The organism is Ruegeria sp. BHSB064 (assembly GCF_059613205.1).
The window spans coordinates 1-23,431 of record NZ_JBXWSB010000053.1 but is presented as its reverse complement, the minus strand read 5'-3'; the positions used below and the strand labels follow the sequence as shown (position 1 = coordinate 23,431).

25 protein-coding genes, 1 tRNA gene and 3 pseudogenes are annotated in these 23,431 nt (G+C 57.5%); 12 read left to right on the top strand and 17 right to left on the bottom strand.

The genetic code is table 11. The features are described from left to right. Nucleotides 1-38: 38 nt before the first annotated feature. Nucleotides 39-266, bottom strand: a pseudogene (locus AC2FNU_RS13595) (CcdB family protein); the annotation flags it as partial. Beyond that, nucleotides 242-424 (bottom strand): annotated as a pseudogene (locus AC2FNU_RS13590) (IS6 family transposase); the annotation flags it as partial. The pseudogenes AC2FNU_RS13595 and AC2FNU_RS13590, both read right to left, overlap by 25 nt. Between AC2FNU_RS13590 and AC2FNU_RS13585 the strand changes: the two are divergent. Beyond that, nucleotides 418-615 (top strand): annotated as a pseudogene (locus AC2FNU_RS13585) (IS3 family transposase); the annotation flags it as partial. The pseudogenes AC2FNU_RS13590 and AC2FNU_RS13585 overlap by 7 nt on opposite strands. An 83-nt stretch (nt 616-698) precedes the next feature. On the opposite strand, the gene AC2FNU_RS13580 reads toward AC2FNU_RS13585, so the two are convergent. Continuing rightward, nucleotides 699-788, bottom strand: a tRNA-Ser gene (locus AC2FNU_RS13580). 202 nt (nt 789-990) lie between these two features. Here AC2FNU_RS13580 and AC2FNU_RS13575 point away from each other — a divergent pair. From AC2FNU_RS13575 to AC2FNU_RS13540, 8 genes are all read left to right on the top strand, one after another. Beyond that, the gene (locus tag AC2FNU_RS13575; protein ID WP_496789201.1) at nt 991-2,313 is read left to right on the top strand and encodes an SPOR domain-containing protein; all 1,323 of its coding nucleotides are present in this window, start codon (nt 991-993) and stop codon (nt 2,311-2,313) included. Nucleotides 2,314-2,329: 16 nt separating this feature from the next. Then, nucleotides 2,330-3,496 (top strand): D-alanyl-D-alanine carboxypeptidase family protein, encoded by a 1,167-nt coding sequence (locus AC2FNU_RS13570; protein ID WP_496789199.1) that lies wholly within the window; start codon nt 2,330-2,332, stop codon nt 3,494-3,496. Beyond that, entirely contained in the window at nt 3,493-4,119 is a 627-nt protein-coding gene (gene tmk / locus AC2FNU_RS13565) for a dTMP kinase (protein ID WP_496789196.1), read from the top strand. Before AC2FNU_RS13570 ends, tmk begins: the two co-directional genes overlap by 4 nt. 3 nt (nt 4,120-4,122) lie before the next feature. Next, nucleotides 4,123-5,244, top strand: coding sequence for a DNA polymerase III subunit delta' (locus AC2FNU_RS13560; protein WP_496789194.1), 1,122 nt, complete (start codon nt 4,123-4,125; stop codon nt 5,242-5,244). After that, entirely contained in the window at nt 5,241-6,047 is an 807-nt protein-coding gene (locus AC2FNU_RS13555; protein WP_496789189.1) for a TatD family hydrolase, read from the top strand. The genes AC2FNU_RS13560 and AC2FNU_RS13555 overlap by 4 nt, the downstream gene beginning before the upstream one ends. After that, nucleotides 6,044-6,841 carry an MBL fold metallo-hydrolase gene (locus tag AC2FNU_RS13550; protein ID WP_496789187.1) on the top strand — a complete coding sequence of 266 codons (798 nt, stop codon included), beginning with the start codon at nt 6,044-6,046 and terminating at the stop codon, nt 6,839-6,841. The genes AC2FNU_RS13555 and AC2FNU_RS13550 overlap by 4 nt, the downstream gene beginning before the upstream one ends. A gap of 54 nt (nt 6,842-6,895) precedes the next feature. Further along, nucleotides 6,896-7,828, top strand: a complete 933-nt coding sequence (locus tag AC2FNU_RS13545) for an AEC family transporter (RefSeq protein WP_496789182.1) — start codon at nt 6,896-6,898, stop codon at nt 7,826-7,828. Nucleotides 7,829-7,889: 61 nt separating this feature from the next. Then, nucleotides 7,890-8,588, top strand: coding sequence for a CbiX/SirB N-terminal domain-containing protein (locus AC2FNU_RS13540; RefSeq protein WP_496789180.1), 699 nt, complete (start codon nt 7,890-7,892; stop codon nt 8,586-8,588). Between the two features lie 14 nt (nt 8,589-8,602). Here the strand turns inward: AC2FNU_RS13540 and AC2FNU_RS13535 are convergent, their stop codons facing one another. The 5 genes from AC2FNU_RS13535 to AC2FNU_RS13515 all read right to left on the bottom strand — a co-directional run bounded on the left by AC2FNU_RS13535 (nt 8,603) and on the right by AC2FNU_RS13515 (nt 12,977). Then, nucleotides 8,603-9,595: a GGDEF domain-containing protein gene (locus AC2FNU_RS13535; RefSeq protein ID WP_496789178.1), complete on the bottom strand. Its 993-nt coding sequence runs from the start codon at nt 9,593-9,595 to the stop codon at nt 8,603-8,605. Beyond that, entirely contained in the window at nt 9,592-10,179 is a 588-nt protein-coding gene (locus AC2FNU_RS13530; protein WP_496789175.1) for a heme NO-binding domain-containing protein, read from the bottom strand. The genes AC2FNU_RS13535 and AC2FNU_RS13530 overlap by 4 nt, the downstream gene beginning before the upstream one ends. A gap of 118 nt (nt 10,180-10,297) precedes the next feature. After that, nucleotides 10,298-11,857: a trimethylamine methyltransferase family protein gene (locus tag AC2FNU_RS13525; RefSeq protein WP_496789173.1), complete on the bottom strand. Its 1,560-nt coding sequence runs from the start codon at nt 11,855-11,857 to the stop codon at nt 10,298-10,300. 118 nt (nt 11,858-11,975) lie between these two features. Then, complete coding sequence (locus tag AC2FNU_RS13520; protein ID WP_496789171.1) at nt 11,976-12,668, bottom strand: HAD family hydrolase; 693 nt, start codon at nt 12,666-12,668, stop codon at nt 11,976-11,978. A gap of 24 nt (nt 12,669-12,692) precedes the next feature. Continuing rightward, nucleotides 12,693-12,977 (bottom strand): DUF3572 domain-containing protein, encoded by a 285-nt coding sequence (locus tag AC2FNU_RS13515; RefSeq protein WP_496789170.1) that lies wholly within the window; start codon nt 12,975-12,977, stop codon nt 12,693-12,695. 88 nt (nt 12,978-13,065) lie between these two features. Between AC2FNU_RS13515 and AC2FNU_RS13510 the strand changes: the two genes are divergently transcribed. Then, a complete protein-coding gene (locus AC2FNU_RS13510; RefSeq protein ID WP_496789168.1) occupies nt 13,066-14,466 on the top strand; it encodes a diguanylate cyclase in 1,401 nt (466 codons plus the stop codon). Between the two features lie 6 nt (nt 14,467-14,472). Here the strand turns inward: AC2FNU_RS13510 and AC2FNU_RS13505 are convergent, their stop codons facing one another. Genes AC2FNU_RS13505 through AC2FNU_RS13490 form a run of 4 tightly spaced genes read right to left on the bottom strand, consistent with a single transcriptional unit; the run spans nt 14,473 to nt 16,380 of the window. Continuing rightward, entirely contained in the window at nt 14,473-14,946 is a 474-nt protein-coding gene (locus AC2FNU_RS13505) for a periplasmic heavy metal sensor (protein ID WP_496789166.1), read from the bottom strand. Next, entirely contained in the window at nt 14,943-15,296 is a 354-nt protein-coding gene (locus tag AC2FNU_RS13500) for a hypothetical protein (protein WP_496789164.1), read from the bottom strand. The genes AC2FNU_RS13505 and AC2FNU_RS13500 overlap by 4 nt, the downstream gene beginning before the upstream one ends. Next, nucleotides 15,286-15,903 carry an RNA polymerase sigma factor gene (locus tag AC2FNU_RS13495; protein ID WP_496789162.1) on the bottom strand — a complete coding sequence of 206 codons (618 nt, stop codon included), beginning with the start codon at nt 15,901-15,903 and terminating at the stop codon, nt 15,286-15,288. The genes AC2FNU_RS13500 and AC2FNU_RS13495 overlap by 11 nt, the downstream gene beginning before the upstream one ends. Nucleotides 15,904-15,909: 6 nt before the next feature. Beyond that, nucleotides 15,910-16,380 carry an EF-hand domain-containing protein gene (locus tag AC2FNU_RS13490; RefSeq protein WP_496789160.1) on the bottom strand — a complete coding sequence of 157 codons (471 nt, stop codon included), beginning with the start codon at nt 16,378-16,380 and terminating at the stop codon, nt 15,910-15,912. A 219-nt stretch (nt 16,381-16,599) separates the two neighbouring features. On the opposite strand from AC2FNU_RS13490, the gene AC2FNU_RS13485 reads away from it, so the two are divergent. After that, on the top strand, nt 16,600-16,998 hold the full coding sequence (locus AC2FNU_RS13485) for a DUF983 domain-containing protein (protein WP_496789158.1): 399 nt from the start codon (nt 16,600-16,602) through the stop codon (nt 16,996-16,998). 25 nt (nt 16,999-17,023) lie between these two features. Next, on the top strand, nt 17,024-17,725 hold the full coding sequence (locus AC2FNU_RS13480; protein WP_496789156.1) for an NUDIX hydrolase: 702 nt from the start codon (nt 17,024-17,026) through the stop codon (nt 17,723-17,725). Between the two features lie 10 nt (nt 17,726-17,735). Here the strand turns inward: AC2FNU_RS13480 and AC2FNU_RS13475 are convergent, their stop codons facing one another. The 5 genes from AC2FNU_RS13475 to AC2FNU_RS13455 all read right to left on the bottom strand — a co-directional run. Further along, a complete protein-coding gene (locus AC2FNU_RS13475) occupies nt 17,736-19,403 on the bottom strand; it encodes a ribonuclease J (protein WP_496789154.1) in 1,668 nt (555 codons plus the stop codon). Further along, nucleotides 19,400-20,179: a type III pantothenate kinase gene (locus tag AC2FNU_RS13470; RefSeq protein ID WP_496789150.1), complete on the bottom strand. Its 780-nt coding sequence runs from the start codon at nt 20,177-20,179 to the stop codon at nt 19,400-19,402. The genes AC2FNU_RS13475 and AC2FNU_RS13470 overlap by 4 nt, the downstream gene beginning before the upstream one ends. 12 nt (nt 20,180-20,191) lie before the next feature. After that, complete coding sequence (locus AC2FNU_RS13465) at nt 20,192-20,941, bottom strand: biotin--[acetyl-CoA-carboxylase] ligase (RefSeq protein WP_496789147.1); 750 nt, start codon at nt 20,939-20,941, stop codon at nt 20,192-20,194. A gap of 54 nt (nt 20,942-20,995) precedes the next feature. Next, complete coding sequence (gene nuoN / locus AC2FNU_RS13460; RefSeq protein WP_496789144.1) at nt 20,996-22,438, bottom strand: NADH-quinone oxidoreductase subunit NuoN; 1,443 nt, start codon at nt 22,436-22,438, stop codon at nt 20,996-20,998. 15 nt (nt 22,439-22,453) lie between these two features. After that, the coding region (locus tag AC2FNU_RS13455) for an NADH-quinone oxidoreductase subunit M (RefSeq protein WP_496789142.1) at nt 22,454-23,431 on the bottom strand (978 nt) is incomplete at its 5' end.

Genomic DNA, 23,431 nt, shown 5'->3' with positions numbered 1-23,431 from the left:
AACCAACCCAGGCCAGAAGCTCTGCGGACCATATCGACGGGCCTTGTGATCGCCTCATGCTCGGCCTTGAGATTGGTTGTCGGCACCCGCAGGATCGCAGAGAGTACAACCGCCATGAATTGGGTGACCAGAACAACCTGCGCCCCGTTGACCTCAAAGATCGGGTTGAGACAGCTCGATACTGCGACGGTGCTGTCAGACAAATTCGAACCAGCCTCAGCTAGGTCAGTAGAACTGCCCTTTATGCCGCACCAAGTTCGCGCCACTCGGCAAGAGCGGCGGTGCGTGTCAGCTTGAAGATGTCTCTGCTGGCGAGCGATCTTTCCTGGTTGAAGTGGTTGTAGATGGAGGAGTGGACGGAAGCGAATTTCTGCAAACTTCGCATACGTCTGAAACGCTGCATGGCGCGTTCGCGTCGTCGAAAGCTTCTTCGGCGTTCTCAAACGCGAACGTGTAAACCGCGTGCGCTACCGCACTAGATATGAAGCACGTGCCGACCTGTTCGAGTATTTTGAAGTATTCTACAATCGAAAGTGTCGCCATAGATATCTTGGCAACCTAAGTCCGGCTGACTTCGAAGATCGGTCAGTCGGATTCTTTCAAACCTTCCACTGAAACGGGGCAAGACGAAAAAGCTATGGAACCGCCCTGCCCACTTAAGGCAAGTTCTTCTGACAAGACCGTGAGACAGGTATGAGTGGCGGGGAGACAGGGATTCGAACCCTGGGGACGCTCTCACGCCCAACGGTTTTCAAGACCGCCGCATTCGACCACTCTGCCACCTCCCCGTCGAAAGCCGGGTCTAAGGCCAAGTTCGATCAGAGGCAAGTCGAAAACGGGAAATCTTGCCGAAGACTTTTCAGCGGTCTTTCCATGACACTTCAGCCACGTTATGATCGGGTAGAAAGACCGTAACAGGCTGGCATACAGAACCAGCAGACCGGCAGCGGGGTTCGTGAAACGAAACCCCTTCAGGCAAGGGATAAGCAGATGAAGCGAGCGATCGAGACACGCCCGGGGCCGAAGAGGCTGGCGTATCTGGCGTTGACTTTGACGATTTTGGCCGGATGTGAAGAGGCCCTGGGTACAGCTAAATCAACCGAAAAACCTGAGGACAACGACGGGAAAATCGAACTTATTCCCCAGGTGACCAGTGGTTCGCAGCGAGACGTAGAAGCGCCGGACGTATTCGGCGTAACCGAAGCGGGTCTTTGGGATGGGCGACCCTCGCTGGGTGGCATTTGGGTTGCGCATCCTGACGTAAAACAACCCGAGCGCGTTGTGATCAAGAACACGGACAACAATAAATCCGTGACTGGCGCCCTGTTCCGACGAGAACGCAATTTACCCGGACCGGCGCTTCAGGTCTCGTCGGCTGCGGCGGAACAGCTTGGATTGCTGGCAGGGGCACCCACAAAGCTGAGCGTGGTCGCCCTGCGCCGCGAAAAGATAGAAGAGCCCGCGTCCGAAGAGACACCACAAGCTGAGGACGCAGCAGAAGAAACTGCTACTGCGTCTGCAGATGCAGCATCCGATGGTCAAACCACGGGTGAGACTGAAAAGCCCGCCAAACGGAAATGGTGGCAGAAGAAAGAACCCGTTGCTGCCGCAGCCGGTACGACCGCAGTTGTAGCAAGTGCCTCGGGATCCGAAGAGGACGCAACAGCAGACACGGAAACAGTCAGTGATTCTGCCGAGGAAACAGCAGACGAGCAGACTGAGGCACCTGTTGAAAAACCAGCCAAACGGAAATGGTGGCAGAAGAAAGCACCCGCTGCTGCGGCTGCCGGAACTGCTGCCGCCGCTGGAACTGCGGTGGCCGCTGCAGATGCAGCCACGGATAGCGCAGAAGTTGCGACCGAAGCGACTGCAGCCGCAACCGCTCCGGCTCTGTCGGATGCGCCGGTCGAAGCCCCAGCCGAAAAACCAGCCAAGCGGAAATGGTGGCAAAAGAAAGATCCCGCAGAGATCACCGAAACGCCACTGGATCCGATCGAAGGTGCCGCCGCAGCAATTGATGCGACCGAAGCGACACCAGCCGCGGCTACTGCAGCGACTGCCGCGACTGCGGCATCATCGCTGAGCAAACCGTTTGTTCAGATCGGCACCTTCAGCGTCGAGGATAATGCCAACTCTGCCGCTCAGAAGGTGCGCAGAAACGGCATGTCCGCAGTTGTTCGGGAACTGAAAACTGCAAATAACACTGTCTGGCGGGTGCTGGTTGGACCCGCCGCAACTCGGGCCGAACGCAAAGCCATTCAGAAGGACGTGAAAGACCTTGGCTTCAAAGACGCGTTCACCGTATCCGACTGAAACAGGGAGACGCAGCATGTTAGCCTCAATGCGCACATCCGTTCTGGCCATGGGCGTTGCCCTTATGGCGCTACCTGCACAAGCCTTTGATACCGAGGCCCGCGCGGCGTATGTGATCGATCAGACCACCGGCACAGTTCTTCTGTCAAAAGACGCCGATCTGCCGCTTCCACCCGCGTCTATGTCCAAACTGATGACGCTGTATGTGGCGTTTGAAGCCCTGCGGGACGGGCGTTTGACGCTGAACGAAACCCTGCCTGTATCTGAACATGCGATGAGCTATGGCGGCTCGACCATGTTCCTGAACACTCAGGATCGGGTTACCGTTGAGGATTTGTTGCGCGGCATCATCGTTTTGTCAGGCAATGACGCCTGCGTTGTGATTGCCGAAGCGCTCAGCCCCGATGGGACCGAGGCGGGGTTTGCACGTTACATGACCCAACGCGCCAAGCAGATGGGCATGAACCATTCGAACTTTGCAAACTCAAACGGCTGGCCTGCTGCCGGGCAGTTGATGTCGGTGCATGATCTGGCTGTACTGGCAGATCGCTTGATCACAGACTTTCCCGAATATTACCCTCTTTTCGCTGAAGAGGTGTTTGAATTCGATGGCCGCGCGCCATCAAATGCCCGCAATCGCAACCCGCTGCTGCGTCTGGATATCGGTGCGGATGGGTTGAAAACCGGCCACACACAAGAAGCCGGTTATGGCCTTGTCGGGTCTGCAAAACAGGGTGATCGGCGTGTCATTTTCGTCCTGACCGGCCTCGACACCACGGGCCAGCGGGCAGAGGAGGCTGAGGCCGTGGTTAACTGGTCGTTTCGAAATTTTATCGAGAGGACAGTTGCCGACGCGGAAACGCCGATAGCCGAAGCCAAACTGTGGATGGGCGAGAAAAAGACCGTGGGGCTTGTCCCGGAAGGAGACCTGAACGTGCTGTTCCCGGTTCTGGGCACCCAGAATGTCGAGGCCGAAGTGGTCTATGACGGGCCCATCAACGCGCCGGTCCAGAAAGGGCAGCAATTGGCGGAACTGGTGATCAAGCCCGAAGGACTGCCCGAAATCCGGCGCCCGCTGGTGGCTGCCGAAGATGTAGCAATTGGTGGATTTGTCGTGCGGATGCTGACTGTTGGCGGCATCGTTCTAAAAGACGTGATCAACAACCCGCTGGAGTCGATGTGACGAAAGCGGGGTTATTTCTGACCTTCGAAGGCATTGACGGATCAGGCAAGTCAACCCAGGCGCGGATGCTGGCGGATCGCCTGCGCGCGCAGGGACATGAAGTCGTGTTGACGCGGGAACCCGGCGGCTCTCCGGGGGCCGAGGAAATTCGTCGCCTTGTTTTGGAAGGCGACCCGGATCGGTGGTCGGCCGAGACGGAGTTGTTGCTGTTCACCGCAGCCCGCCGCGACCATCTGGAACGCACCATCGAACCCGCCCTTGCCGCAGGGAAAGTGGTGATCTGCGACCGTTTCGCCGACAGCACGCGGATGTATCAGGGCTTGTCACGCGGCAACCTACGCAATCTGGTTGATCAATTGCATACCCTCATGATCGGGCGGGAACCGGACATGACGCTGCTCATCGATATGGACCCGGACACGGGCCTATCGCGCGCCAAAGGCAGGCAGGGCACCGAAGAGCGGTTCGAGGATTTCGGCCCTGATCTGCAAAAGAAAATGCGCGCAGGCTTTCTGGCGCTGGCTGACGAATTCTCGGGCAGGTTTCGCGTCGTGGATGGCAACAGAGACATGGACAGCGTTGCGCAGGATGTGGCAGATATCGTTCAAGCAGCTTTGCGGTAGACGATGAGCGACGATACCCCTTCTCCGGATCAGGTGCCGGGTGCACCGCATCCGCGCGAAACCACGCGGCTTTTTGGTCAGGACGCGGCAGAACAGGCCTTTCTGACAGCCTACAATTCCGACAGGCTGCATCACGGCTGGTTGCTGACCGGGCCACGTGGCGTCGGTAAGGCGACTTTGGCTTGGCGCATCGCCCGGTTTCTTCTGGCCACACCTCCGACAGATGATGGCGGCCTGTTCGGAGCGCCACCGCCGCCGGAAACGCTCGAAATTGATCCTGATCATCCGGTTGCGCATCGCATGCAAGCCGGAGCCGAACCAGGACTGGCCGTTGTCACCCGATCTCTGAATGATCAGGGGCGGATGCGCGGCGAGATTGTCGTCGACGATATCCGCAAGCTGGGAAAGTTCTTTGGTCTATCTTCCGCAGATGGCGGACGCCGGGTGGTGATTGTGGATTCGGCGGATGAAATGAATGTAAGCGCCGCCAACGCGTTGCTCAAAATGCTGGAAGAGCCGCCTGCCCGCACCACGCTTTTGCTCGTATCGCACCAGCCTTCGCGCCTGCTGCCGACCATCCGGTCGCGCTGTCGCACGCTGCGCCTTGGCCCGCTGAACCCGCAGGACATGCAAGCCGCCCTTTCGCAAACCGGAACAGAAGTTCCCGCCCAGACTGAACACCTGGCCGCACTAGCGGCAGGATCAGTTGGCGATGCTGTGCGGTTAATCAATCTTGGCGGACTGGACATTTATGCCGAACTGATCGCCATACTGGGCACCCTGCCCCGTATGGACCGGCAACGCGCACTGGCGTTGTCCGAAGCCGCAGCCCGGCGCGGTGCCGCTGAGCGTTTCGAGCTGTTGCTAACGCTGATCGATGTCGCGTTGTCTCGGCTGGCTCTGACCGGTGCAACTGGTACGCCACCTTCTCCCGAAGCGGCCCCAAACGAAGGTGAAACGCTGATGCGTCTTTCAGCTTCCCCCGATCAAGCCCGCCGCTGGGCTGAGGTCGCCGCGACAATCACAGCACGCGCACGCCATGGTCAGGCGGTGAACCTTGACCCTGCCGCTCTGGTCCTAGATACGGTGTTCAAGATACAGGAAACCGCCGGTCAGAACAGATGAGCGACACCCCCCAGATTACCGACAGCCACTGCCATCTGGACTTCCCGGATTTCGACGGCCAGTTGGACGAGATCATCAAGCGCGCTGCTGATGCAGGCGTGACCCGGATGGTAACAATCTGCACCAGACTTCGCAATGAACCCGGTGTCCGTGCGATTGCCGAAGCCCATGCACCCGTCTTTTTTGCCGCTGGCACACATCCGATGAGTGCGGCAGACGAGCCGATGGCGTCGGTCGACGAACTGGTCACCTTGGCGCAGCATCCTAAATTCGTCGGCATCGGCGAATCCGGTTTGGACTATCACTACACAGCCGACAGTGCGGACGTGCAACAACAGTCACTTCGTGTCCACATCGAAGCTGCGCAGCGTACCGGGTTGCCACTGATTATTCACGCCCGTGCGGCGGATGATGACATGGCCCGAATTCTGGCCGAGGAGTATCGCAACGCGCCCTATTCCTGCGTTATGCACTGCTTCTCTTCTTCTGCCGAACTGGCCAAGGCCGCGCTGGATCTGGGCTTTTACTTGTCCATGTCCGGCATCGCCGCTTTCCCCAAAAGCCAGGAGTTGCGGGATATTTTCGCAAGCGCCCCGGTAGACCGCATTCTGGTGGAAACCGATGCGCCCTATTTGGCCCCACCGCCCTATCGCGGCAAACGTAATGAACCCGCCTATACGGCCCACACCGCCCGCAAAGGGGCTGAGGTTTTCGGCATGGATTACGCCGCTTTTGCAGCTCAGACACAGGCGAATTTTGACCGCCTGTTCACCAAGGCCGCGCTGTACAAGGCCGCTGCATGACCGGGACGCGATTTACAATTCTGGGCTGCGGGTCATCGGGCGGCGTACCAAGGCTGGGCGGTCAATGGGGGGATTGTGACCCCACGAATCCGAAGAACGTGCGACGCCGCTGTTCGCTGCTGATTGAACGTGACGGGCCCGATGGGACGACATCGGTTCTGGTCGATACCACGCCGGATATGCGCAGTCAGTTGCTGGACACGGGCACCGGGCGATTGGATGGGGTGGTCTATACCCATTCCCACGCGGATCATGTGCACGGGATCGACGACCTACGCATGATCGTGTTCAATATGAAAACGCGCGTACCCGTCTGGGCGGATGGGGACACACAAAACGCCTTGTTGGGCCGTTTCGGATACGCGTTCATTCAGCCCGAAGGCTCACCCTACCCGCCGATACTGGATCTAAAGTCGATTAGCGGCCCTTTCGAAATCGACGGTCCCGGTGGTCCCATTTCGCTGCGCCCGTTCAAAGTGAACCACGGCTCGATCGACTCTCTTGGCTTCCGAATCGGTCAGCTGGCCTATCTGCCGGATGTTGCAGAGATTTACGACGACGCCTGGCCCGAAATGGAAGGGTTGGACTGCCTGATCATCGACGCTTTGCGCCGCTCCCCGCACCCGACCCACGCGCATCTGGAAAAGACGCTGGGATGGATCGAACAGCTAAAGCCGAAACGCGCGGTTCTAACCAATATGCATATCGATCTGGATTATGCGTCGGTTGACGCGGAAACACCCGACCATATCACCCCCGCTTTTGACGGGATGGTGATCCATCAGGCGCAATAGGCCCCTGCCCCGCGCGCACAGGATATCACAGCGCGCTTGCCGCACGGGGGCCATATGCTGCAAAGCCTGATCGACGTCATTCTTCCCGTCTTCCTTGTGATCGGCGCCGGATACACGGCGACCCGCACGGGATACTTCAAACAAGAGCACGTCGATGGGTTGATGAAATTCACCCAAGGTTTTGCGATTCCCTGCCTGCTGTTTCTTGCCATCGCGCATCTGGACCTCAGCGCCAGTTTCGACCCCCGGCTGTTGGCCAGCTTCTATTCCGCCGCCGCGCTGTGTTTCACCGCAGGTCTTTTTGGGGCACGGATCATTTTTGGCCGGGACTGGGAAGACTGTGTAGCCATAGGGTTCTGTTGCCTGTTTTCCAATTCTGTCCTGCTTGGCCTGCCGATTACCGAACGGGCATATGGCCCCGAGAACCTGACGGGCAATTACGCGATTATCGCCTTTCATTCTCCGTTCTGCTACGGCGTTGGAATCACGGTGATGGAGGTCGTTCGCAATCGCGGCAATGGCGGTGTACATATGGCGCGCTCGGTTCTGTCAGCGATGTTCAAGAACGCCCTGATCCTTGGTATCGCGCTTGGTTTTTTCGTCAACATAACCGGTCTGATCATCCCGGCAGTCGTGGACGAAGCGCTTGAGCTTGTTACCCGCGCCGCCCTACCGGGCGCGCTGTTTGCATTGGGGGGCGTGTTGGTCAAATACAAACCCGAAGGCGATTTACGCACTATTGGCTTTGTCTGCTGCATCTCGCTGATGCTGCACCCCAGCCTTGTTTGGGTCTTCGGCACATCCACCGGTCTACCCCAGGATCTGTTCCGCTCGGGCGTTTTGAATGCCGCCATGGCTCCGGGCTTCAACGCCTATATCTTTGCGAATATGTATGGCCGCGCCAAACGCGTTGCGGCCTCATCCGTTTTGATCGGAACAGCAGCATCCATTCTGACCGTCTGGCTTTGGCTGACCCTTCTGAGTTAACACTGGTGTTGACTTCAGGCCGCGCCGAAACACCTATCGCAGACTGCAGCAGGAGATCCGAATGTCACACGCTATTATTGTCGCTCATGGCCAGCCCTCTGACCCGGATCCGGCCGAAGCCGCGTTGGCTGCGTTTGCTGCGAAGGTGGACGCTTTGGCTGAGACTGTGACGGTGCATTCGGCAACGCTGGCCAAGCCCGGCGCGTTAGAGCTGAAACTGGACAGCCTTCCAGAAGATGCGGTGATCTACCCGCTTTTCATGGCGAAGGGCTGGTTCGTGACAAGTGCCCTGCCGAAGCGGGTCGGAGACCACACAGCACGTATTCTGGATCCCTTGGGCATTGATCCCGATCTGCCCGCTCTGACTGCGAACGCGCTGGAGGCGAAGTTGCGGGAAGAGCATTGGGAGGCCAATTCGACAGATTTGGTGATCGCTGCGCACGGGTCGGGCCGCAGCCGGAATCCATCAGCGGTGGCCAACGAATTTGCGGATCGGCTTGGCAGGCAGGTTGCGTTTCAATCGATCAGGGTTGGCTTTGTCGAGGAACCGCCCTCGATTGCCGAAGCCGCGCGCGATGCGTCAAGTCAAGCGATTTGCCTGCCGTTCTTCGCCTGTACCGGAGGGCATGTTCTGGAAGACGTTCCCGAAGAGCTGGAACGCGCCCACTTCAAAGGTATCGTCATGCCCGTTGTCGGAGAGCTCGCGCCCATTCAGCGCCAGATCGCACAAAAGGTCACTGAGGCGTTCGCATCAGCGTGAACCACCGTAGTCGTTCAGGACCGCGCCTTGCTCAGTGTCGAATAAAGCCGATGGCACGATCGGCCGTCCCGTTTGGCCTGATACAATGCCAAATCCGCAGCATGTAAAATATCAGCCGCCTTGGGCACTTGAAACTGAGTGGACAGAGCCGTGCCGATGCTGGCTGAAACCGTACATTGCTGGTTTTGAAACAGCATAGGTTCGTTCAAGCGTTGGATGAGTCGATCAGCAATTGCCTTCAACCTGTCGTCCCGCGTCAGGTCTTTGAAAACAATGACAAACTCGTCCCCACCAACACGCGCAACCGTGTCTTCGTTGCGCGTCTCTTCAATCATGATACGGGCCGCCTGTTGCAGGACGAAATCACCCGCAGCGTGACCCAGCCTGTCATTCACGGATTTGAAGAAATCCAGATCCAGATGCATCAAGGCAAAGGTCGAATTGCCCGAGATCAGATGTGCCAGAACGTGATCCATGGCCCTGCGGTTCTTTAGTCCGGTTAGCGTGTCGGTGTAAGCCTGCTCTTCAGCGGCAAGCATCGCGCCCTGAAGCCTCAGGTTCAGCGACCGCGACGCCTCCATCGCGGCAGATTTGGCCTCGACCAGATAAAGCAGTTCAATGGCAAGGTCGGTGCCTGAGAAATCCGCACTTGTAAGTGCGTAATCCCGCACCGCATCCAGAATTGAAATCCCGAACGACAGGTTGATGACCGCACCACCGGATTGTGGCAAAGGGGCGACCAATCCCTTGAGGGTCGTACGCGGTTCATCCTTGAACTTCAGGTGCAGTTTCGCCCCGGCCATCGATAGCAACGCCGGAATGGTTGTAACTGTTCTGGGACGGATCAATTCAAACACCTCCAGAAAACCCTGCCCGATCAGCGGCAATTCTGGTCGCAGTTTTTGAAGTGTCGGCCCCACTTGTTGTATCCTTCCGTCTTGCTTGACCAACAGGAACATTGGACAAAGCGTTTCCAGAAGGCCCGCAAGTTCTTGGGTATCGGTCATCTGCTGTGCGACCCCAAGTCAAAGTGGCGTCCTTCCGCGAAAGCGCTTTCTACCAACATGATGGAAATGACGTCACTGTCCTGCTGCTGCCCTTCATGTGACAGTATGACCAATGCGCCGTAGTCATCTGCCATAGCGCGCAAAACACCAACCATGACACTGGAATAACCGGGCAAGCCCGGAAAGCAACACAGCTGATACTCCGTTGCCGATAGCTCTCGCAGCTCAAGGGCCGGCAAGGTCAAATCTGACACAGCCAAACGCACCCTGTCGGCCAGATCGTCCAGCGAGTGCAGAAACTCAACATAGCTTACGCCGCCAAACCTGAGCAGACGACGCAGCCCTTCCATGTTCGGGTGGGACACAAGATATGTCCCCAAATCCTCAAGTATCTCGGCCTTTGGTCGGTCCAGATCGCCACTCAGCGTGTTTAACACTCTTGTCGTCATGTCATCGTCATAGATGAGCATGGCTTCAAACTCGCAAAACCCCAACCCTGCGCCCTCGGTCACGCGCAGCCAGCAGGTCTGCCCGTAGGTTGCGCAGACAAAAGACTGAATCGCTCGATTGATCAGACCGTGCATCGGAAACCCCAACTTGGTGTCCCTTGCACTCTGAGCTGAAAAATCTTAACAAATAGCCAAAATCCACCCTGAGTTGCGGCGAATGCAACCGGGTATCACTTCGACATTTGTCAATTGATCAGAAATCCGTCGGCGCGCCACCCTCGGCTTTGCGGCGCTCCACAAACTCTGCCAGTTCTTCCCGAATGGCTTCGTCCATTGGTGGAGCGTCAAAGCTCGAAATGATTTCTTTGAACATGTGGTGGGCGCGCTCGGCTGTCCAAATGCCGCCAGCAACCTCCCACCCTTCATAGTTCTTCCAATCACTCAGGAAAGGTTGATAGAACGCAGTAGTGTAGCGGTCTTGCGTGTGCTGAATGCCGAAGAAATGACCGTCATTGCCAACTGCGCGGATCGCATCAAGCGCGATCTCATCAGGACCGGTGGCGGTCAATTCCGGGTTCATATAACGTTGAATTTGTTGCAGGATTTCGCAGTCCATGATGAACTTTTCCGGGCTTGCAATCAGGCCACCTTCCAACCAACCGGCTGCGTGATACACCATGTTGGTGCCCGATTGTACAGATGCCCAAAGCGAGTTCGAGGTTTCCCAAATAGACTGACCATCGGGCACGTTTGCGGCACAAACACCCGAAGACCGCATCGGCAGACCGTAGAACCGTGCCATCTGACCTGTCATCTGGGTCGAGCGCATGTATTCCGGCGTCCCAAAAGCGGGTGCTCCGGTTTTCATGTCGACATTCGACGTAAATGTGCCGATCACGCACGGAGTTCCCGGGCGCACATATTGGAACAAGGCGATTGCGCAGAGCGCCTCGGCCAGTGACTGGGCCACTGCGCCTGCCATTGTCACCGGTGCCATGGCCCCTGCCAATGTAAACGGAGTCACCACAACCGCTTGCCCGCGTCGCGCCAGCCGCAAACACCCGTCGATCATTGGCTGGTCATGTTTGAGCGGCGACGTAGAGTTTATGTTGGTGTACATGCGCGGGGTGGCCTCGAACTCTTCGTGGCTCAGACCGCCTGCGATGCGCACCATCTCCATCACATCCTCGACGCGTTCCTTGCCCAGAGAATAGGCATGCATGGTTTTGTCGGTCAGCGTCAGCTTGTCATAAAGCACGTCCAGATGCCGTATGCTGGCGTGAATATCGACAGGTTCCACCGGATAACCTCCGGCGAAATGGATGCAGTTGAAATATTGCGTCAGTTTCAACAGATTCCGACACATCTCCCGGTTGCCGGGAACTTTTGTTCCAATCTCCATGTCCCAATAGTTCGGCGGCGACGAGACGTTGCCGAAAACCATGTTCTTTCCGCCGATCTCGATCTTGCGGTCCGGGTTGCGTGGGGTGATTGAAAACTGGCTGGGGGCTTTCGCAACCATCTCCATGACAAAATCGCGACCCATGCGCACATTGTCACCGTCGATGGTGCAGCCCGCCTCGCGCAGGATGCCAATGGCCTCTTCGTTGTAAAACTCGATCCCGATCTCTTCCAGGATACGCATGGCACCATCATGGATCGCTTCTATTCCAGCCTGATCCAACGGTTCCGTGGGATGGTCGATGTTGACGGGCGGATCCCAGGGCATCTGATCGATAGTTGCAGTTCCTCTGCGCGCTGCAGCCCCTGCGCGCCCTCCACCACGGCGCTTGCGTGTTGTTGTCTCGCCCATCAAGGCCTCCATTCCTGCTTACAGCAAGCAAGCCCTGAAGACACGATGATGGCCGCTCCGTCTGCGACAGAATATGTCGGTTTTCTATTTTAAACTGTCGATTGCCGGATTTAACCGCTTACTTGCTGGCCAACCATTCGGGGATATGCCCGATATCGGGCAGGACGACGTCGGCCATGGGTGCCAGCGCCTCTGCTTCGGCCAAACCGGTCAAAACACCTATCGTCATCATCCCGGCAGCGCGCCCGGCTTGGAGATCATGAAGGCTGTCACCGACCATTGCGACCCGCGAAGGATCAACCCCGACATGCGCAGCAAAGGCCAGTAATTGGCCTGGGCCTGGCTTGAAACCATGACCACTGTCGTACCCAGCAATAAAGTCGAAATGCTCGCGAATTCCTGCGGCCTCAAGATGCTGCAAGGCCGGATGTTCACTGTCATTGGTTGCCACACCCAGCTTGATCCCCGCATTCTGCAAACTTTCCAGAAACGGGACCAAAGGAACAGCAGGAGACTGAGGGGCAGCTGCTGCTTCGGCATTCATGAGATCGACGATCTCATCAACCGTCATGCTGTCCACATGCGCGGCCAATACGTCGGCGATTTCCTCAACAGTCGCAGCAATAACGATACTGTCTGCGGTGTATCGCTCTTGTTCCAGATCATAGCCGATTATCTGCCCAAGCTCGGCGGCCCGGGTTTTGTCACCATTTGTCAGTCGCAGCAGCAAAGAACGGCCAAAGCCACCCCATGTGTTTGCAAAATCAAACAGCGTGCCGTCTTTGTCGAAGACGATTGCATCTATCGGCATCATGTTCTCCTGCGGAAGGGGATTTCAGGTCCAATGTATATCAGCGCCGCCGGACAATTCCGTCCTTGCCTGAGCAGGAAGATCGTAGGCGACCGCGTTGGCGTCACAAAACGCCATGACCCAAGAATCGTCAAGCACCAGAAAATCCAACACCGAGGCCAGAAAATCTGGATCCCCTGCGCGATCACGCACATCTTGGATCGAAGCGCCTGTCGAGCCCAAAAAAACAGGCAAAAGCTCGTCATTTCCAACCAGCCAGCCCAGAGCTGTCAGGGCCAGGGTTTCCGCGGATTCGGATGACATCGGCATAAACTGTGCTCAGATCCACTCTTGGAAAGGGTTTGTTAACCAGACTCATAAACACTTTGTTCACGTATGCAATCAACGGTGAACAACAATGTCTGTGCAGGGAACGATCCTTGTCCTCGACGGGGTATCAACCAATCGCATCATGCTGAAGGTTCAGCTGACGGCGGCCTGGTATCACGTGGTACAGGGTGAAAAGCTTGAAGGCCTGTCATCGCTTGTGCGCCGCACCCAACCTGATCTGATTTTGACAGCACAGGCTTTACCCGATGGAACGGCTGCGGATGTCAAAAAGGTTATTGCGACCGTTCCCGGGCTTGAAGATGTGCCGGTCGTTGCCGTTGCTGCGCAAAACGACAGGGACGCGCGGCTGCGTGCTTTGCAGGATGGGCTGGACGATGTACTCACGCATCCTTTTAAGGACACATTACTGCTTGCGCGCATCCGCAGTTTGCTGCGTGCGCATGCTGTCACTCAGGACCTTCAGGTCAGCAACAGTTCACAGCCGGTCGGGTTCAGAGAACCCGCACCCAGCCTTATCCGCCCGCCAAAAACAGCGAAGGTTCATATTCTGACACATGCCGCACAAACCGGCATCCTGTGGCACAACGCGCTCAGCGATCAGCGTCAGTATTCTTTGTCGTGGCACTTGCAATCGAATCTTCAAAGCGTGTTGTCTGGTGCGGTTCCGGACGCCATCGTTGTCGAACTGGGCGCTTATCCGTCTGATCTGAAAGTCCTAGCTGATCTCAGATCGCGTAGCGTTACGCGAAACACGGTTTTGATCGGTGTGCTCAAAGACGACAACGCTGTTCAGGCATCAGAGGCATTAGATCGGGGCGCGGACGCCATCTGTCTCGATGGATTCTGCGCGCAGGAGATCCTGCTTAGGCTGGATAATCAGATCGCGCGCAAAGCCCGGCTGGATCACATGCGTGTATCTCTGAAAAAGGGACTTGCGGACTCGTGGATCGACCCGTTGACCGGGCTGCCTAATCGCCGGTTTGCCATGCGAGCACTGGACCAGATCGCACGCGAATCTGCCCGAACCGGAAGCAGTTTTGCTGTCATGCTGGCCGATCTCGACCATTTCAAAGCAATCAACGATGACCACGGTCACGCCAGTGGCGATCTCGTGCTAAAGCAGGCAGCAGAACGCATGCATAGCGCCCTTGGCTCCAACGGATTTGTCGCCCGTATCGGTGGAGAAGAGTTTATGATCGGGGTTCCAAATGTGACATCCAAACAAGCGATGCAACTCGCTGAGTCTCTCTGTCACAGCATTTGCAGTACCCCGTTTCCGCTCTCGGATCAGGGACCGCAAGTCAACGTGACAGTCAGCGTCGGGATGAAAATATCCCGTGGCCCATTCCCCGATCAAGACTATCCCTCGCCATACTTGGAGAACCTGATTAAGTCCGCTGACACAGCGCTTTATGCGGCGAAAAAAGCCGGTCGCAATCAGGTGAGCGTCCGGCAGAACGCGGCTTAAAACCGATCAGTCCTTTTTCTTGTTTTTATGCGGGCCGCGTTCGACTATGTCTTGCAATCGATCTGCATACGCCTGTCTTTCCTCGTCGCTCATGGCGGCAACCCGCGCCAACCATTGCGTTTGCATAGCCTGCTGCAATGCAGCCGTTGCCTGCGCCTGCTGAAGCAACAGCACTTCAACCGCGCCCGGATCAAAGGGTACCGTGCGCAACGCCTGGCTCATCGCCTCAAAATCCTGTTTGCGGCCTCTGGTTCCTTTTTTGTGCAACCCCGACAGTTCGCCCCGCATCGCTTTGCGATCGTCTTTTGGCAACGCCCGGTACAAGGCCGGTCCAAATCCCGGCGGTGCCTTGGCGTGATCCCCGCCTTTCAGGCGCAACACAGTTCCGACAGCGACGCCAACAATCAACAGATTCAGAGCCAGAGACACAACTAGGACAACGGGCATCCACCGGCGTTTGGGTTTGGGATCAGCGTTCATTCCGTGGTCTCCAGAAAACTCGTGTCATAGCCAAGGTCGGCCACAAGAAAGGTCGTCTCTTGCGTTGTCAGCAGGTTGGCGGGATCGGGTAAAAATGTAGGCGCGGAAAATCCGATCCAGACCCCGGCCGCACTGGCCGCCACAAGGCCACTCAACCCCTGCCAGCCACCCAGATTGCGCACCAACCTGTCCCACAGCGCAGGCCCCGGTTGTTGCGTGGAATTCATGCGCCCCAAGCGCACTGCCTCGGCATCCGTTTGGATGCGCACGGCCAGATCGTCCGGCAGGGTCGGGCGTTGTTGCCGCGCCTGAGCAAACAATTGATCCAGTTCCAGCTTGTCATCCGCCATTGTCATACCCCAGTTCTTCGCGCCGCCCCGCCAGAATGGCAGCCAGACTTCGTTTTCCCCGCGCTGTCAGGCTTTCAACCGCTTCCACGGAAACGCCCATGATCCCGGCAATTTCGGGGTTGGGCAATTCTTCAATATGGCGCAGCACCACCGCTTGTCGCTGTCGCTCGGGCAATTCGGCCAAAGCAATCTGCAATGCGTCCTTGCGCGCCTCGTCCTGCATGCGATCAACCACACTGGCTTGTCCATCTTCAGGCTCGGGAACGTCCGACAGCCTGTCGGGTGTTTTCTTGCGCCGGATGTCCACACACAGGTTCAGCGTCACCCGGTACAGCCAGGTCGAGACTTTGGCCTGACCCGACACCCAATCCGGTGCCATTTGCCACAGCCGCATCATCGCCTCTTGTGTTACATCTTCGGCCTCAGCCCGATTGCCCAACATACGCAATGCGACCGAGTAACACCGTGGACCAAGACGATCCGTAAGAATCCGCGCGGCCTCGGCATTGCCATCGGCAAAGCGCCCCAGCAACGCATCGTCGCTGAGGCTGCCCGCGCTGCACAGCGCATCGCGGGCATCTTGTGGGTGGGAGGTCAGGTCCTCCATCCTGCATCAGCTATCGTCAGCGTCCGAGTTCTGATGCTTTTTCTTGTGGTGCCGCCCCATCTTGTCTTTGGCATCGGCAAATTCCTGTTCCGAGATTCCGCCACTGTTATCCGCGTCCATCCGATCAAACATCTTGTCAGCCCGGCGGGGTTTCGGCAACTCGTCCTGGCTGAGAAACCCGTCTTTGTTCGCATCATTCTTTTCGAACATCTTGGTAACGCGGTCATTTGCCTTTTTCTGCGCAGCGGCTTGCATCTCGTCAAGGCTCAGCTGGCCATCACCATCTGTATCCGCTTGCGTGAAGCGTGCGGCGCGGTGGGCCTCCATTTCTTGCTGTGTCACCTGACCGTCGCCATCGGCGTCGAGCTCTTGAAAGGATACAGGCTCGCGCCCGCCTTTTCCGGCAGCCAGAACAGATGTGCCGGTGACGGCAACTGCGGACAAAACGATGGCCGTGATGAATGTCGCGTTTTTCATTTCGGTTTTCCCTTGTTGACGCGGCCCCAGTGCCGCTGCTCATACCTATTCAAACGCAGCCAAACGGGAATTCCGTCGCAATAAGGTGACATTTTTGAAAATGCGTTCAGAAGCGATTTCTGCGTATTGCGGACCAAGCGTTGCAAAGCGACGCACCCCCCTTTCAAATCCGCCCGTTCAGGCGCATTATCCCGCAAAGATTAATGCGCGAGTTATATTATGATGGATCAGACGATCGACACCGCGACCGAAACAGAGCGTGAAACATGGCCCGCCCTTGTCAAAGGGTTCCGGTGTAAATGCCCCAACTGTGGTGAGGGCAAGCTGTTGCACAGCTATCTCAAGGTCAATGACAGCTGCTCGAATTGCGGGCAAGAGCTGTTTCATCACCGCGCCGATGATGGTCCGGCTTATCTGACCATCCTTCTTGTTGGTCACCTGCTGGCACCTGCTTTGCATGTGTCCTACGTCCATTGGCGGCCAGACCCCTGGACCATGGCCATCGGTTTCTCAATTGGATGCGTTGCCCTGTCGCTGTACCTGCTGCCCCGTTTGAAAGGCGCCGTTGTCGCGTATCAGTGGGCCCGCCGTATGCACGGTTTCGGAACATCCAAGTGAGCCCAATCGGCCGCGTGGCGCAGACATGACAGCAGACAAAACCGCCATCCGTGACGCAGCAACTGTCATCGTGTTGCGGGACAGATGGACCAACCCGTCGATCCTTATGGGTCAACGCGGCTCCAAAGCTGTGTTCATGCCAAACAAGTTTGTGTTCCCTGGCGGAGCCGTTGATCCAGCGGACTCAGAAGTGCCCCTGGCGACCAAGCTGCCCGATCTGTGCCGTAACCGTTTGGCAGAACAGGCCGAGTCCGGATTGCAACATGCGCTGGCCGCCGCTGCCATTCGGGAGCTCTGGGAAGAGACAGGGCTTGTTCTGGGCCAACCGGGTGCTTGGCCAGGTCACGCGCCCGACGACTGGCAGAGTTTTTCCGCCATGGGATACGTGCCATCCGCAGCTGCCTTGCAGTTCGTATTCCGCGCTGTAACACCGCCCGGTCGCCCTCGTCGGTTCGACGCACGGTTCTTTTTGGTCGACGCGGAAGCCCTGCAAGGTGATCTGGACGATTTCAGCCGCGCCTCAGACGAGCTGTCTCACCTGCAATGGGTGCAGTTGGACCGCGCGCGCGATCTTGACCTGCCATTCATCACCGAGGTTGTTCTGGCAGAAATAGCAGCCCGGGTTACAAAACCCGAGCCGCCTGCGTCAGTGCCATTCTATAAGAATGACGAAGAAGCCAATCTGTTTTTGCGTCTCAAGGGCTATCCGATGCCCGATCACGACTGACGGATCGGTTTCACCGCATCCGGCTGACAACCACTGTTACTTCGGGCTTCTTGCCGATTTCGGCCTTGGCGGTCTGCCGCACGATCCGGCGCATCTCGTCTTCCAGCTTGTCGTCATCGCGTAGTGTTTTGGCGGCGGCCCGCATCAGGAACTGGTTCAGATCCTCTTCCAAAACCTCCACCAAAGCCGCGCGTGAAGTTCCGATCTCGGGCAGGCCCATTGTATCGCACCAAGGTTCGCCCAGCGGTTCGTCTTCTTCGTCCAGAACCACAGTAACGGTGACATGCCCGTTGAGGGCCATACGGATACGATCCCGCACCACGCCGTCCAACGCGCCGATCTTGACCGACCCGTCCAAGTATGTACGCCCGGTTTCGACATAATCGACAACAGCCGGGGCGTTACCGCTGAGATCCAGCATGGTGCCGTTCACTGCCAGCACGCCGGTTCTGCCACCATTCTCGGCCAGTTTGACGTGCTCGCGCAGATGACGGTGTTCACCGTGCATCGGGATCACGACTTGCGGGTCCATCAGCGCATGGACCTTCTCAAGATCAGGCCGGTTGGCATGGCCTGATACGTGATAGAGACCCGAGCTGTCATCCACCACATCCACACCCTTTTCGCTGAGCTGGTTCATGATGAAAATCACGCCCCGCTCATTGCCCGGAATGGTTTTCGAGGAAAACAGGAACAGGTCACCCTCGGCCAATTCCAGACCGCGGTACTTGCCGCGCGCGAGTTGCGCGCTGGCGGCCCTACGCTCGCCCTGACTGCCCGTAACGATCAACATCAGGTTCTGACGCGGCAGATCCAGCGCCTCTTCGGCACTGATTACCTTTGGAAAATCCGACAGGATGCCCGTTTCGGTTGCGGCTTCGATCATTCGGCGCATAGCGCGGCCCAACAGGACGACCGACCGCCCTGCCCGCTGACCTGCTTCGGCCAGTGTTTTGACCCGCGCAACGTTTGAGGCAAAGGTAGTAGCCACAACCATGCCTTCGGCGCTTTCGACCAGTTTGGTTATTTCCGGCCCTACTTCGGATTCCGAACGGCCCGTATGGGCCGAGAATACGTTCGTACTGTCGCAGACCAACGCCTTGACGCCGGGCTTGGCGACCTCGGCCCACAAGTCTGGATCAAAAGCCTCACCCACGACAGGGTTCGCATCGAGTTTAAAGTCGCCCGAATGCACGACCCGTCCGGCAGGCGTATCGATGACCAACGCCGCGCTTTCGGGGATCGAGTGCGATACAGGCAGGAAACCAACCGTGAAAGGCCCGACCGAGACCTGTTCGGGCCAGGCAGATACGGTCGTCACCGCCTCGGTCGGGTGCGCGTGCTCTTCCATCTTGCGGCGCGCGATATTGGCCGTGAACGCGCGGGCATAGATCGGCGCGCCCAAAGCTTCATAGCAATGCGCCACGGCACCAACATGGTCCTCATGCGCATGGGTAATAAAGACGCCATCCAGCCGGTCTGCACGCTCTTTCAACCACGAAATATCTGCGTAGATCAGGTCGACGCCGGGTGTTGTGTCCATGTCCGGAAAGGTGACACCCAAATCGACAAGGATCAGGCGCTCCTGTCCGGGTTTGCCATAGCCGTACACATAGGCATTCATGCCAATTTCGCCCGCGCCACCCAGCGGCAGGTAGATCAATCTTTCATTGCTCATGCGGAGCCATTATCCTTGTTATAGCGATGGATCACGGTCAAACCGTGCATCGTCAGATCATCTTCGAATGCATCAAACAGATGTGCGGCCTGTTGGAACAACGGAGCCAACCCGCCTGTAGCAATCACTTTCATCGGAACCCCGGCCTCGCCTTTAATACGCTCGCAAATTTCGCGCACAAGACCCACATAGCCCCAGAACACGCCGGACTGCATGCATTCTACAGTGTTGGTGCCAATCACCTTTTGCGGCTTCGAGATATCAACGTGGGGCAAAGCCGCTGCGGCCAAATGCAATGCCTCAAGGCTCAGGTTAACGCCGGGTGCGATGACTCCACCCACATAGGCCCCATCAGGCGCGACGACATCAAATGTTGTGGCCGTTCCGAAATCCACAACGATCAAATCGCCACCGAAACGATCATAGGCACCTGCCGCATTTACTATGCGGTCGGGTCCGACCTGAGTGCCTTCGTCAACACGAGGTGGGCTGGGCAACAGTGTTTCGGGTTTTCCCACGACCAGTGGTCGACATCCGAAAAAACGATCCGCGAAAACGCGCAAATTGAACACCACGCGTGGCACAGTGGATGAAATGATGACGTCTGTGATCTCGACATCGATCTCGTAGTGTTTCACCAGTGTCGAATACCATGTGAAATACGCGTCCGCAGTGCGGGAATGGTGGGTCGAGGTACGCAGGGTACACAGGAACTTCTCGCCGTCCCAGATCGAGAAAACGGTATTGGTGTTGCCGCAATCAATGGCCAGAAGCATCTAACGCCCCTTTCAGAAATACACGTCTGCCGCGGGAATGCTCACACGGCCTTTGGCGGTGTTTAAGACAAGGTTGCCGCTTGCGTCTACTGTTTCGAAGGTTCCAACCGTCTCTGACGTTCCGGTACGCGCGGTAATGACCTCTCCCAACCGCGCCGCGCGGGCCAGCCACGCGGTGCGGATCGGTTCAAACCCATAGGTGACGAATTGGGTTTCATACCTGGCATAAGCTGCGGCCAGTTCGGTTAGGAAGTCTTCGGGCGAGACATTTGAACCGGTTTCCGACAGCAATGAAACGGGCCGCATCGCACCAGGTTCGACCGCATCCGCGTCAGGTGCATTAGCCAGGTTCACACCGATGCCGATCGCCAGATGCGCAACACCTTGCCCCTGACCAGTGCTTTCCAGCAAGATACCGGCCAGCTTACCCCCGTTCAGCAGGACATCATTGGGCCATTTCAGCGACAGACCGGCCGTTCTTCCGGTCACAGCAACACAGGCGTCGAACAAGGCCAGCGCGGCCACAAAGCTGCGTAGCGCTGCCTGTTCCGGCGCACCTTGCGGCTGCATCAACAAGGTCGCGGCCAGATTACCCATTGGATTGGCCCATGCCCGGCCGCGCCGCCCACGTGCCGCTGTTTGATGATGCGCCATGATCCAGACGGGACCACGCGCAGTGGGCGCAATCCGCGCTGCCTCATTGAGTGTGCTATCAACTTCCTGCACCTCGTGCAGTCCATAGCCTTGGGGCCATTTGGTCATATCAAAAAGGCCCGGTCGCACGACCGAGCCCCTCCTTCCAAGTGTTCAAGACGTTCAGTTGACAAGCGTCGCTGCCGCAGCTGCCGCCGCGCCCTCGACCCCAAACTGATAGAAGATACCGACCAGCATCAGGGCAGCCGAACCCATCAAGGCAACCCACAGCACGGGCGTTGATCGGGTTTCAATCGGATCTTCATTCTCAGCCCCAAAATACATGTAAAACACGATCCGCAGGTAATAGAAGGCACCAATGACGGACGCGATGGCCGAGACGATCACAAGACCGGTCAGACCAGCGCTGACGCCTGCTTGCCAAACGCCAAATTTCGCAAAGAAACCCAGCATCGGCGGCACACCGGCCAGCGAGAACATCAGGATCAGAACGGCAAGGGCTTTGCCCGGATCACGCTTGGAGTACTGGCGCAGGGCGTCAATATCGGTGATCGGTTTGCCGTCACGTTCCATCATCAGAATGAAGGCAAAGGTTCCGATGTTCATGGTCACGTAGATAGCCAGATACATCAGCATCGCCTTGATGCCCAACTCGGTGCCTGCTGCCAGACCGATCAGAGCGTAACCCATATGGGCAATAGACGAGAAGGCCATCAGACGTTTGATGTCGCGCTGACCAATCGCAGCCACCGCACCCAGCAGCATCGACAGAACCGAAAGCAGGACGATCACTTGCTGCCAATCTTTCACAATGCCGCCAAACGCGTCATGCATCAGCCGTGCAAAAAGGGCCATGGCGGCCACTTTCGGCGCGGTCGCGAAGAAGGCAGTAATCGGCGTTGGCGAGCCTTCGTACACGTCCGGTGTCCACATATGGAACGGCACGGCCGAGACTTTGAAGGCAAGACCCGAGATAAGGAAGATCAGACCGAATAGCAGGCCAATCGAAACTTCCCCGGCCTGAACGGTTGTGATGATGCCCGAAAAGAGCGTGGTTCCGGTAAAGCCATAGACCAGCGAGGCACCGTAAAGCAGCAGACCCGAGCTGAGCGCACCCAGAACGAAATACTTCAGACCAGCCTCTGTCGATTTGGCGCTGTCACGACGCAATGCCGCGACAACATAGAGCGACAGCGATTGCAGCTCGAGCCCCATATACAGCGACATCAGATCGCCCGCGCTGACCATCATCATCATACCCACCGCAGCAAGCGCGACCAGCAGCGGATATTCGAAACGCAGCAGATCGCGACGCGCCATGTAATCCTGGCTCATGACCAGAACGGCACCTGCCGAGAGCAGGATGGCGACCTTGGCAAAACGGGCGAACCCATCGTCGACGAACATGCCATTGAAGGCGACGTTGGTGCCCTCGCCTTGTGTGGCAATCCAGATCGCCAGAAGGGCCATCAGACCAGCTGTGGTCCAGACCAGCAAAGGCGCCATGCCGTCTTTCGTCGTATAGACAGCCCCCAAGAGCGCCGCCATCGCGTAGAGCGCCAGAATGATTTCCGGCAGAATAATTGTCAGATCAGCCTGGATCATGTCTCCAAAGCTCCCTTAGTGCGAGGCGGCCGTCTGGGTCGCAGCCTCAGCCGCGGCCAGAGCCGTGTCATAGTTCGAAATCAGCGCGGCAGTGGATTGCCCGATTACATCCGTCACGAGCGACGGGTAAACACCCAGAAGGATGGTCATCACGATCAGTGGGGCAAAGATAAGGCGTTCGCGCGAGCTCATGTCGGTCATTGCTTTCAGGCTTTCCTTGATCAGATCGCCAAAGACCACACGGCGGTACAGCCACAGCGCATAACCGGCCGAAAAGATGACCCCGGTCGCAGCCACAGCCGTCACCCAGGTGTTGACCTGGAACGCACCCATCAGGGTCAGGAATTCACCGATGAACCCGGATGTGCCCGGCAGGCCGACATTGGCCATGGTGAACAGCATGAAGACCAGCGCATAAGCAGGCATCCGAATGACCAGACCGCCATATGCCTCTATATCCCGAGTGTGCATCCGGTCATAAATCACGCCGACACACAGGAAGAGCGCGGCCGAGATGAACCCGTGGCTCAGCATCTGGAAGATCGCGCCGTCGATGCCCTGCTGGTTTGCCGCAAAGATGCCCATGGTCACAAAGCCCATATGCGCAACCGACGAGTAAGCGATCAGCTTCTTCATGTCCTCTTGCACCAGCGCCACCAGCGAGGTGTAGACAACCGCAATCGCAGACATCCACAGCACCAGATCGGTCATCACCGCTGATCCCACTGGGAACATCGGCAGGCTGAACCGCAGGAAACCATAGCCACCCATTTTCAGCAGGATCGCCGCAAGTACGACCGAACCAGCGGTTGGGGCCTGAACGTGAGCATCCGGCAACCAGGTGTGCACCGGCCACATCGGCATTTTCACCGCAAACGACGCAAAGAAGGCTAGGAACATCAAAGTCTGCATACCGCCGACGACATAGACGCCCAGAACGCTGAAGCTTTCCGATGAGAACTGATGGCTCATCAGCGCCTCGATATCCGTGGT